Origin of the sequence: Aestuariivirga sp., from assembly GCF_044238155.1 — a bacterium.
In the GTDB taxonomy this organism is placed as follows: domain Bacteria; phylum Pseudomonadota; class Alphaproteobacteria; order Rhizobiales; family Aestuariivirgaceae; genus Aestuariivirga.
Genome location: NZ_JBIIDX010000120.1, coordinates 1 through 11033 on the forward strand (window position 1 = coordinate 1; position 11033 = coordinate 11033).

Genomic DNA, 11033 nt, shown 5'->3' on the forward strand with positions numbered 1-11033 from the left:
AGTGCGCAGCACGCCGGAAACTACAATGCGCCCTTTGCCGTATGCAGGGCCGTGGTGCTCTATGTTTTCCGCACGCTCGTCGGCAACGACATTCCACTCAATGAAGGGTGTCTCAGGCCGCTGAAGTTGATCGTGCCGGAATTCTCGATGCTCAATCCAGGGCCTGATGCTGCGGTGATCGCAGGCAACACAGAGGTGAGTCAGGCTGCCTGCAACGCACTTTTCGGTGCGCTGGGAGCGCTGGCGGCTAGTCAGGGCACGATGAACAATTTCGTCTGGGGCAATGACAGGATCCAGAACTACGAGACCATAGCCGGAGGTACTGGCGCAGGGCCGGGGTTCAAGGGCTGCGATGCCGTTCAAAGCCACATGACCAACACGCGGATGACGGATCCAGAGATCCTTGAAATGCGCTTTCCCGTGCGTCTCGAATATTTCGGCATTCGCCGGGGATCTGGCGGCAAGGGCAAGTGGCGCGGCGGCGATGGCGCGGTTCGCAGTCTGCGCTTCCTGGTGCCGGTGACGGTCACGACACTGTCGTCGCATCGGGTTGTGCCTCCCTTCGGCGCGGCAGGGGGCATGCCGGGCGAGACCGGCCTCAACTATGCCCTGCTGCCCGATGGTAGGCGCATCGACCTCAAGGGTAACGCGGGAATCGACCTGCCTGCGGGCGCCGCCTTCGTGATGGAAACTCCAGGCGGTGGTGGCTGGGGCACGCCGGAAAACTGAGACTGCAATCAAGGGAGACAGCGATGCGTTTTTCACGTCAGGAGTATGAGGCCCGCCAGGCCAAGGCCCGCGCCGCCCTGCAGAGCCAGGGGCTCGACGCGCTGCTGATGTTCGCGCCTGAAAGCCACTACTGGATTTGCGGTTACGACACCTTCGGCTTTGCCATGTTTCAGTGCCTGGTGTTGACCGCTCGCGGCGATCTGCATCTGCTGACCCGCACGCCGGATTTGCGCCAGGCCCAGTACACATCAACCCTCTCAAACGAGCAGATCCACATCTGGCAGGATGTAGAGGGGGCGGATCCGGCCGCCGATCTTGCGCGGCTCCTCGCGGATCTCGGCGTCTCGGGCAGGATTGGGTATGAGGGTGACACGGCGGGCCTGACCGAGCGCAATGGCCGCATGGTGCATCGGGCCATTGCGGGCCTCGTCGATGTATCAGATCTTATCCGAGCGCTTCGCCGCGTGAAGTCACCCGCCGAGATCGATATGCACCGGCGGGCTGCTCAGCTGTCCGACGATGCGCTCGACCAGGCAATCTCGCTCGCACGCCCTGGCGCCTTTGAGGGTGACATTCTTGCCGCCATGCAGGGTGCGGTGTTCCGCGGTGGCGGCGATTATGCCGGCAACGAGTTCATCATCGGCTCCGGTCCCGGCGCGCTGCTCTGCCGCTATTACTCAGGGCGGCGGCATCTTGATGCGCGTGACCAGCTCACGCTCGAATGGTCCGGAGCCTATGCGCGTTATCATGCGGCAATGATGCGGACCATAATCATCGGCTCGGCCTCCGGCCATCACCGGCGCATGCATGCCGCCGCCGTCGAAGCGCTGGAGTCCTGCGAACAGGCGATCCGTCCGGGTCGCCCGATGGGAGATGTCTATGAGGCGCATGCCCGCGTGTTCGACGCCCATGGCCTGTCGCATGCCCGGCTGCGCGCCTGCGGTTATGGAATGGGCGCAGTGTATAATCCGATCTGGGTCGATTTTCCGATGTTCTACAAGGACAATCCCCTGATCATGCAGTCTGGCCAGGTCTTCTTCCTCCACATGATCCTGATGGACAGCGAAGCGGGCGAAGCCATGACGCTCGGACATTGCGTGCTGGTGAAGGACCAGGGCGTGGAGCGCCTGTCACGTCACGGACTCGATTTGATCGTCACAGACTGAGCAGGTTTCTTGTTCCGAGACGGCTTCTGAGACTGCTGTCTTGGCGGCGGTGGGGCCGGTATCTTCGTGCCGCCGCCACCGCCGGTCTGTGAAATCGGTTCCGGCCGCGGCGGTCAGGATTGTCTGCACGTCCGATTCTGCTGGCTATCGTGCCAATCTGTCAGCCTTCTCAGGCAGCGCGCGCTGTCAGACTTTCCTGACCACGCGGCATGGGGCGCCGCGAGGCGCCTCGTGATGACAACCGCATGGTCAATGGCGGCAAGCATTCGGGCATGAAACGGCAATCGTTATGCAACGCTCCGGCAACGGCTGGCATGTTGCAAGATGGTTGTTCAGTGGCTGCCCCTGAGGGTCGAACGGATGGCGGTGGCGATGCCGTTGGCATCAAGGCCGGCATCGGCATATTGCTCGGCGGGCGAGCCATGCGCCACCTGCCGGTCTGGCAGGGTGAGGGCGCGGAAGCGTGTGCGGGCCAGCAGGTCGTGCTCGGCGAGATGACGAAGCACATGGGCGGAGAAGCCACCCGCCGCGCCATCCTCAAGGCTGACCAGCAGGCCATGGTGGCGCGCCAATCCCTCGATCAGCTCGGTGTCGAGCGGCTTGCAGAAGCGGGCATCGGCAATGGTTACCGAAATGCCTTCCGCCTCAAGCTGTTCGGCCGCTGCCATCGCTGCTGAAAGCCGCGCGCCCAGCGACAGGATGGCAACGTCGATTCCCTCGCGGAGCAGGCGGCCCTTGCCGATGGCGAGCGGGCGGCTTTCTCCGGGCTGGTCAATGCCTGCCGCTTCGCCACGGGGGTAGCGCAAGGCGATGGGACCCTGATCATGGGCAATTGCCGTCGCCAGCATGCGGCGCAACTCGGCCGCGTCGGCTGGCGCCATTACCACCATGCCGGGCAGCATCGACATGTAGCCGAGATCATAGGCTCCGGCATGGGTGGGGCCGTCCTGGCCCACCAGCCCGGCGCGATCGATGGCAAAGCGCACCGGCAGGCCCTGCAGCGCCACGTCATGCACCACCTGGTCAAAGCCACGTTGCAGGAAGGTCGAATAAATCGCGCAGACCGGCTTCATGCCCTCCGCGGCGAGTCCGGCGGCCATCGTCACGGCATGTTGCTCGGCGATGCCGACATCGAAGCAGCGCTTGGGAAAATGTTCCGCGAAGATGTCGAGCCCGGTGCCTGACGGCATCGCAGCGGTGATGGCGACGACCTTGTCGTCGTTACGCGCGGCCGCCACCAGGCTGTCGGCGAAGACCTGCGTGAAGCTGGGCGTATTGCTCTTCGCCGCCATGAATTCAAGCGTCACGGGGTCGAATTTCGGCACGGCGTGGTAGCGCTCGCGGTCCGGGCGCTGGAAGGGGTGGCCGCGGCCCTTCTCGGTGACGACGTGCAGCAGCACAGGGCCAGTCTCCGGTGCGTTGCGGAGCATGGTGAGCGTGTTCACCAGTGCCCTGACGTCATGGCCGTCGACCGGGCCTTCATGCCGGAAGCCCAGCCCCTCGAACAGGCTGGGCATCTTGCCCTGGCGCAGATCGCGCAGATGGGCGTCGAGGGCCCCTACTGCCGGCGCGATCGACATGCCGTTGTCGTTCAGAATGACGATCAGGCGGCTGCTCAGGCTGCCGGCATGGTTCATGGCTTCATAGGCCATGCCGCCGCTGAGCGCGCCGTCGCCGATCACCGCGATGACGTGATGGCCGCCGCCGCTGAAGTCCCGGGCCAGCGCCATGCCGAGGCCTGCGGAGATCGAGGTCGAGCTGTGTGCGGCGCCGAAGGGGTCATAGGGGCTCTCGGCCCGCTGGGTGAAGCCATAGAGCCCGCCCCGCTGGCGGATCGAGCGGATGCGGTGGCGGCGGCCGGTCAGGATCTTGTGCGGATAGGCCTGGTGGCTCACATCCCAGATCAGCCGGTCGGCCGGCGTGTCGAAGACGTAGTGCAGGGCAACGGTCAGTTCGACGACACCAAGTCCGCCGCCAAAATGCCCGCCCGTTTCGGCCGCCGCGGCGATGACCTCCGCCCGTAACTCTGCCGCCAGCCGTGGCAGTTCGTCCGGGCTCAGCCGACGCAAAGCGGCCGGTGTTTGGGTGCGATCGAGGAGGGATGTCAACCGATCCATACATGTTACTGTAACACTAGATTGACATCTCGCCAAGTCTGCAGACGATTTCATCTACCTCCCGTAGCCTTATTCGCCGGTTGCAGTCTGCGGGGACAGCGGGAGTAATTGGCTGCTGACACTTAAAATTGGAGGCCTCGCCCGGAATCGAACCGGGGTGCAAGGATTTGCAGTCCTCTGCGTAACCACTCCGCCACGAGGCCTTTTTATTTCATATAGTTAGGCGGTAATTAATGCGCCGTGTATGGCACGTGGAAGCAGTCCTGACAAGGGAAAATCATGGCTCCGAGGGGTATGAGGGGTATGAAGTTCGCTTATCGGTTCATGACTACCGTCCCCATGTGGACTTCATTGAAGAGCTTCGCTAACAGGGACAGGCAGTTTTTCCACAGACTGGGTATGTCATGACTGATTTTGCGGTTGCTCGGGTGAATATGATCGAGTCGCAGGTGCGTCCAAACGGTATCACTGATCGGCGGATCATATCGGCGATGGAAGATGTCCCCCGCGAGGTGTTTGTGCCGCGGCGCTGGCGCGACGTGGCATACATGGACGAAGACATTCCGCTCGAAACTGAGCACGGTGGATCCAGTCCCAGAGCTCTTATTGAGGCTATGGCTTTCGCCCGGTTGCTCCAGCATGCCGTCATAAAACCTGACGAGAAGGTGCTCGTGGTCGGCGCCGGTACCGGTTACGGCGCAGCCGTCATCGCTAGGATTGCGAACGAAATTGTGGCGCTCGAGTGTGACGGCGGTCTGGCGCGATTGGCACGAGTAAACCTTGCCGGTCTCAAGAATGTCTGTTTGGCTGAGGGGCAACTTGCGGCTGGTCATCCAGAGCGCATGCCGTATGATGTCATAGTACTGGAGGGACGGGCAGAAGAGATACCTGGCAGTCTCTTGGCTCAGCTTGCCGATGGAGGCCGCCTTGTAGCGGTGGTGGGAGAGGCAGACTTGGCGAAAGCAAGGGTGTATACACGCTCTGCCGGTCGCTTTGCCCAACGTGACGTTTTTGATGCATCGGTAACGGCTCTACCAGGTCTTGAAAAGAAGAAGACCGAATTCGTATTCTGATCCTGTGGATGCGTTAGTGAAGGGTTCGCCCAGGGCCAGGGGCAGTCGACTGGCTGGTGAAACTGGGGTGTGTCTATGAAGTTGAAACTGGGTCGAACTGTGGGGAGTGTTGTGGCGCTGGCTGCCGCACTTGCGATGCAGGGCGTCGATGTAGGCGCTGACACACTATACGCCGCCATGGAGAAGGCTTATGTTACTAATCCGACGTTGAATGCAGCGCGCGCCGGCCAGCGGGCGGTGGATGAGTTGGTGCCGCAGGCTCTTTCCGGATGGCGACCGACGATTGGTGTTGGCGGTGAAATCAATCGTATCACTGGTTCCCAAAGCGCAGAAATCCCTGTTGAGGATGGTGTAGAAGACGTTTTGATCACCAATAGCGCCACCGCTGGCAGTCTTGCCATTGAACTCAACCAACCCGTTTTCAGTGGGTTCAAGACGGTCGAGGGAACCAAGGCAGCAGAGGCTCGGGTTGACGCGGGACGTCAGGGATTGCTGGAGTCGGAACAGCAGGTCCTGTTCAACGTAGTTCAGGCTTATATGGATGTTTATGCCGGAAGGCAGATCGTCGTATTGCGCAAGCAGGATGTGGCCGCACTTCAGACACAGGTGAAGGCTGCGAATGAGCGGTTTGCCGTGGGTGAGATAACGCGCACAGACGTAGCCCAGGCCGAGGCGCGACTGGCAGAGTCGCAAAGCGCGCTGGTAGACGCCCAGACCAAGCTGGCTCGCGATGTGGCCTTCTACATCCAGATGGTTGGAAATGAGCCCGGCAAACTCAGCTATCCCAAGATCGCAAAACTGCCGAAGTCGATGCAGTCCGCACTCGACGCCGCAGGAGAAATCAACCCGAGGTTGCTTGCCCAGGCCTTTGTCGAGGTAGCAGCCAAGAGTGATGTTGGTGTAGCGCGGTCGGGACTTCTGCCAAGTGCTGGGTTGACGGCTGCAGCAACAGTTGATGACCCTGATCTTGGAGAGGACGACAATGGCCAGCAGACTGCGCTGATCGGCGCGTCGTTCAGCATGCCTCTCTACGAGGCGGGTCTGGTTTATTCACAGGTTCGAGAGGCCAAGCAGCGGGCAAGCCAGCGCCGGATTGAGGTGATCGAAATTGCCCGTGACGTTAGAAAAGCGGTGGTCCAGTCCTGGAACGCCTATGTAGGCCTTGGCCAGATCATCAAGAACACCCGCACTCAGGTGCGTGCTGCCCAGCTTGCGCTGGATGGCGTTCAGCAGGAGTACGAGGCGGGTACGCGTACCACGCTCGATGTTCTGGACGCACAGAGGGAACTCGTGTTTGCCCAAGTGTTGCAGGTAACGGCCGAGAAGAATCGCGTGGTAGCTGGGTACCAGTTGCTGGCTTCGGTAGGTCAACTGACGGCGGGCCATGTTGGTTTGAAAGTGCCGATCTATAATCCCGAGGAGAATTATCGCCAAGTGCGGGGCAAGTGGTTGGGCACTGATGCTAACACCATCGAGTAGGGGTACGGTTGCACATCGACAAAACCCGCCGATTTTCGTAACATACTGTGAATCGGGGTGGCGATTTTCTGGACGGGACCGGTGACGTGACTGCTGAACCAAGAATGGAAGATCTTCTAGCTTCGATACGCAGAGCTATCCAGGATGACATCGGTGATGCTCCTATTGCCGCGCCTGCTGGCGATGCCATGCGGCGCGCTCGGCTGGCCGGTCGTAATAACCGGGTGAGCGACGACCTGTCCGCTGCTGCGGGTGACATCAAGCAACTACGGGAGCGTCTCGTACGTCCGGCTTCTGGTCCGGCTCGTGAGCGGGCGCAGAGTGTGGCGGATGCGATACATGCGGCAGTGCCTCGCCGAGCCTGGCGAGAGGTCGAACCAGCCGCGAGCCCACCTCGTATGCGCAGCACTGTTGCCAGTTCGGAACTTGCTTCCCGACCCGCCCAGCGGGTCGAGCCATCCGCCCCACGCGAGGACGCCGGTGGCATGCTTTCGGAACAGTCTGTACTGGCGGTACAAGGATCGTTTGGTCGTTTGGCGGACAGCAATGTCATGCGGGCTCCAGATGAGCGTGCCCTCGAAACGATGAGCCGAGAAATGTTGCGTGGCATGCTCAAGCAGTGGCTAGATGACCATCTCCCAGACCTCGTCGAACGTCTGGTGCGGGAGGAGATCGAGCGAGTCGCACGCAGCGGACGCTAATTCGGCTGATGGGCCTGTTTGGCAGCGCTTTTCAAGACGCCCAATTCCGTGTAGTTGACGGCTTGGGGTAGTCTGGGCGGCGGCATGAGCTGGATTGCTGTGTGATGAGCGATGCCGGCGTGTCCAGGCCGGAGAGGCGCCGTTCACCGCGTAGGCGGGTACTGAAGCGCGGCAAGATCCTCTTCCACGACAGGCCGTCTGTTATCGATTGCACAATTCGTGACATCTCGGAGGGCGGGGCTAGGCTTCTATGCAGCCAGGCGGGTCTCCTTCCAAAGGAGTTCTTCCTGGTGTTTGTTGTTGAAAAGGAGATGCGCAATGTGCGCATCATCTGGCGGACTTCAGAGGAACTGGGTGTAGAGTTCTTGTCGGCGGTGGAACCCGCTAGGCTGCGGCTATAGTCGAAAACCGGTGGTTGCATGGCGCTCGCGCTTGGTGTTTATGGCCCGGCAAACGTTAAACCGGTATAGCAACTCATGCTCGAAAAGACATTCACACCCGCTGAAATGGAATCCCGTCTCTATTCAGAGTGGGAGGTCCGAGGGTTTTTCAAGCCTGGTCGCAGCCCCAAGGCCAAGCCATTCACAATCGTCATTCCGCCGCCCAATGTGACTGGCTCACTCCACATGGGGCATGCACTCAACAATACAATTCAAGACATTCTGATCCGCTTCGAGCGGATGCGCGGCCGCGATGTTCTATGGCAGCCAGGCACCGACCACGCCGGCATCGCCACCCAGATGGTTGTTGAGCGACTCCTGAAGCAAGAAGGAAGTGCAGATCGCCGGAGCATGGGCCGCGAGGCCTTTCTGGAGCGAGTCTGGGCATGGAAAGCAGAGTCCGGCGGTACCATTTCCCGGCAACTGCGTAGGCTTGGCGCCTCCTGTGATTGGACGCGCGAGCGCTTTACCATGGATGAGGGACTATCACGCGCCGTTACCAAGGTTTTTGTCCAACTCTACAAAGAGGGTCTTATCTACAAGGATAAGCGACTTGTGAACTGGGACCCCAAACTGCTGACAGCCATTTCGGATCTCGAAGTGGTGCAGAAGGAGGTGAAGGGAAATCTTTGGCACCTGCGCTATCCAATTGATGGAGGCGATGGGGTTGTCGTGGTTGCAACTACGCGGCCAGAGACAATGCTGGGCGACTCGGGCGTGGCAGTTCACCCCGAAAACGCAAAGCTAAAGCACTTGATTGGAAAGATGGTGAGGCTGCCATTGGTGGGCCGCCTAATTCCAATTGTTGGAGACGAGTACGCGGATCCCGAAAAGGGGACTGGTGCCGTTAAGATCACTCCTGCGCATGACTTCAATGACTTTGAGGTGGGTAAGCGTCACGGGCTTGAGCAAATCAACATTCTCGACCAGTATGGTAAGATTGACATTGGTGGAAAAGACCATGCCGTAGGTCAAACGCTACATGGATTGGATCGTTTTGAGGCGCGGAAGCGCATTGTGGCATTGTTAGAGGAGAACGGATTTCTCGAGAAGGTCGAACCGCACACCCACCAAGTGCCGCACGGTGACCGGTCTGATGTGGTTATTGAGCCGTGGTTGACCGAGCAGTGGTATGTGAACGCTGCCGAACTGGCCAAACCCGCCATTTCCGCGGTGGAACGAGGCGATACCAGTTTCGTACCCAAGAATTGGGATAAGACCTATTTCGACTGGATGAGAAATATTCAGCCTTGGTGTGTATCACGCCAACTGTGGTGGGGTCATCAGATCCCGGCATGGTATGGGCCTGATGGTGAGATTTTTGTCGAGGAAACCGAAGACGCAGCCAGCTCTGCCGCTCACGCGCGGTATGGTCAGAACGTATCTTTGAGACGTGACGAAGATGTTCTGGATACTTGGTTTTCTTCGGCACTCTGGCCCTTCTCGACCCTCGGCTGGCCGGACGCTACGCCCGAGCTATCGCGTCACTACAAGACTGATGTGCTGGTAACAGGGTTTGATATCATCTTCTTCTGGGTCGCCCGAATGATGATGATGGGCCTCCATTTCATGAAGGAGGTACCATTCCATACCGTCTATATCCACGCTCTGGTCCGGGATGAGAAGGGCCAGAAGATGTCCAAATCAAAAGGTAATGTTATTGATCCAATTGAACTGATCGATGAATTTGGAGCTGACGCGCTGCGTTTTACGCTTGCTGCCATGGCGGCACAAGGTCGAGATATAAAACTTTCTAAGCAACGGGTCGAAGGCTATCGTAACTTTGGTACCAAATTGTGGAACGCGGCTCGTTTCGCTGAATTGAATGGCGTTAGACATGTTGCAAATTTTGATCCCCTCGCCGCTCGCCTCACCGTCAACCGCTGGATTTTTGGAGAGGCGGCGCGTACAGAAGAAAAGGTACGCCGAGGCCTGGAGGAATTTAGGTTCAATGAGGCTGCCGCCGCTCTATATCATTTTGTCTGGAATGTGTTCTGCGACTGGTACCTCGAGCTGGTAAAGCCAATTCTAAGCGGGGATGACGAAGCAGCAAAGACGGAAACTCGTGGCGCTGCAGCCTGGGTAATCGATCAAGCGCTGTTGCTTATGCATCCATTTATGCCGTTTGTGACAGAGGAGCTTTGGCAGAAGACTGGTCAGCGAAAGGATTGGCTGATCGTTTCTGAATGGCCCAGCTACGTCGGACTTGAAGACAAGTCTGCTGACGTTGAAATTGAATGGGTCATACAGTTCATATCTGAAGTACGGTCAGTCCGCGCTGAAATGAATGTTCCAGCTGGCGCAAGAATTCCTTGCGTGATGGTTAGTGCCAATAGTGAGTCTCGCAGACGCGCAGCCGCATGGGAACAAGAGGTCTTTCGGTTGGCGAGGCTCTCAGCTCTCGGTTTTGAAGAACAGGTACCTTCAGCGTCGGCTCAAATCATACTTGGTGAGGCTTTAGTGGCGTTACCGCTCGAAGGTGTGATCGATATCGCCGCTGAGAAGGCCCGGCTTGCCAAGGAGCTGGAAAAAATAGAAAAAGATATTTCAACGATAGACAGTCGTCTCAGCAATTCCGGTTTCGTCTCAAAAGCCCCTCAGGAGGTGCTGGAGGAGAGCCGTGACCGGAAGATCGAACTTGAAGCGCGCCGAACAAAAGTCACAGAGGCTCTTTCGCGGCTTGGTTGAATCGTGTTCGAGTATTGTGAGTGCTCTTTTCGAGTGAACGAGGGTTTGCCTTGTCTCCGTCGGTCAAGAGGGTTTATGGAAGATCAGAATTTGAGGCTTTCAGTGTCTTGCGGTTGCGCAAGACATGCTCGTGCCCGGCGTCATAGAGCGCCGAATCCCGGAAGTGTTTCGCATCAAGTACGGGTCCGACAAGCACCAATGCAGTTCTGGTGAGTTTCGCAGCGCGCACCTTGGCTGCTATTGTTGAGAGTGTGCCATGGATGATTTCCTGGTCTGGCCATGTGATCCGATAGGCAACCACAACAGGGCAATCGGCGCCGTAGTGCGGCGTCAGGGCGCGTTCTATGTAAGCAATGTTGCGGATCGACAGATGGATGGCGAGTGTGGCGCGGGAGCGTCCTAATTCTTCGAGTGACTCTCCGGGTGGCATCATTGAGGCCTGCATTGAGGTCCTTGTCAGAATGACCGTCTGAGCGACCTCAGGCAGGGTGAACTCTGTCTTTAGTTCAGCTGCCGCCGCAGCGTAGGCTGGCACTCCTGGTGTAACATCATAAGGGATTGAGAGTTGGTCTAGTCGACGCATCTGTTCAGCGATTGCGCCGTAGAGTGAGGGGTCGCCCGAGTGAACGCGGGAAACGCT

The 11033-nt window shown here is 58.9% G+C and carries 9 protein-coding genes and 1 tRNA gene; 7 read left to right on the top strand and 3 right to left on the bottom strand.

Annotated elements, in window-relative coordinates:
* Positions 1 to 729: hydantoinase B/oxoprolinase family protein (locus ACILRN_RS12455; protein ID WP_395688750.1), on the top strand; the 729-nt coding region annotated here is incomplete at its 5' end.
* A gap of 23 nt (positions 730 to 752) precedes the next feature.
* Positions 753 to 1895: a M24 family metallopeptidase gene (locus ACILRN_RS12460; protein WP_395688751.1), complete on the top strand. Its 1143-nt coding sequence runs from the start codon at positions 753 to 755 to the stop codon at positions 1893 to 1895.
* A 332-nt stretch (positions 1896 to 2227) separates the two neighbouring features.
* Here the strand turns inward: ACILRN_RS12460 and ACILRN_RS12465 are convergent, their stop codons facing one another.
* Positions 2228 to 4012: a 1-deoxy-D-xylulose-5-phosphate synthase gene (locus ACILRN_RS12465; protein WP_395688752.1), complete on the bottom strand. Its 1785-nt coding sequence runs from the start codon at positions 4010 to 4012 to the stop codon at positions 2228 to 2230.
* Positions 4013 to 4141: 129 nt separating this feature from the next.
* Positions 4142 to 4215 (bottom strand) — tRNA-Cys (locus ACILRN_RS12470).
* 201 nt (positions 4216 to 4416) lie between these two features.
* Between ACILRN_RS12470 and ACILRN_RS12475 the strand changes: the two genes are divergently transcribed.
* From ACILRN_RS12475 to ACILRN_RS12495, 5 genes are all read left to right on the top strand, one after another.
* Positions 4417 to 5085 (top strand): protein-L-isoaspartate O-methyltransferase, encoded by a 669-nt coding sequence (locus ACILRN_RS12475; protein ID WP_395688753.1) that lies wholly within the window; start codon positions 4417 to 4419, stop codon positions 5083 to 5085.
* A gap of 75 nt (positions 5086 to 5160) precedes the next feature.
* On the top strand, positions 5161 to 6564 hold the full coding sequence (locus ACILRN_RS12480) for a TolC family outer membrane protein (RefSeq protein WP_395688754.1): 1404 nt from the start codon (positions 5161 to 5163) through the stop codon (positions 6562 to 6564).
* 104 nt (positions 6565 to 6668) lie between these two features.
* Positions 6669 to 7265, top strand: a complete 597-nt coding sequence (locus ACILRN_RS12485; protein ID WP_395688755.1) for a DUF2497 domain-containing protein — start codon at positions 6669 to 6671, stop codon at positions 7263 to 7265.
* Between the two features lie 104 nt (positions 7266 to 7369).
* A complete protein-coding gene (locus tag ACILRN_RS12490) occupies positions 7370 to 7666 on the top strand; it encodes a PilZ domain-containing protein (RefSeq protein ID WP_395688756.1) in 297 nt (98 codons plus the stop codon).
* A gap of 75 nt (positions 7667 to 7741) precedes the next feature.
* Complete coding sequence (locus tag ACILRN_RS12495) at positions 7742 to 10393, top strand: valine--tRNA ligase (protein ID WP_395688759.1); 2652 nt, start codon at positions 7742 to 7744, stop codon at positions 10391 to 10393.
* Between the two features lie 73 nt (positions 10394 to 10466).
* Here ACILRN_RS12495 and ACILRN_RS12500 read toward each other — a convergent pair.
* The coding region (locus ACILRN_RS12500; protein WP_395688761.1) for a cobalt-precorrin-4/precorrin-4 C(11)-methyltransferase at positions 10467 to 11033 on the bottom strand (567 nt) is incomplete at its 5' end.

Coding starts and splice junctions, on each gene's coding strand:
- ACILRN_RS12460 (WP_395688751.1), top strand. CDS start 753: ATGCGTTTTTCACGTCAGGAGTATGAGGCCCGCCAGGCCAAGGCCCGC.
- ACILRN_RS12465 (WP_395688752.1), bottom strand. CDS start 4,012: ATGGATCGGTTGACATCCCTCCTCGATCGCACCCAAACACCGGCCGCT.
- ACILRN_RS12475 (WP_395688753.1), top strand. CDS start 4,417: ATGACTGATTTTGCGGTTGCTCGGGTGAATATGATCGAGTCGCAGGTG.
- ACILRN_RS12480 (WP_395688754.1), top strand. CDS start 5,161: ATGAAGTTGAAACTGGGTCGAACTGTGGGGAGTGTTGTGGCGCTGGCT.
- ACILRN_RS12485 (WP_395688755.1), top strand. CDS start 6,669: ATGGAAGATCTTCTAGCTTCGATACGCAGAGCTATCCAGGATGACATC.
- ACILRN_RS12490 (WP_395688756.1), top strand. CDS start 7,370: ATGAGCGATGCCGGCGTGTCCAGGCCGGAGAGGCGCCGTTCACCGCGT.
- ACILRN_RS12495 (WP_395688759.1), top strand. CDS start 7,742: ATGCTCGAAAAGACATTCACACCCGCTGAAATGGAATCCCGTCTCTAT.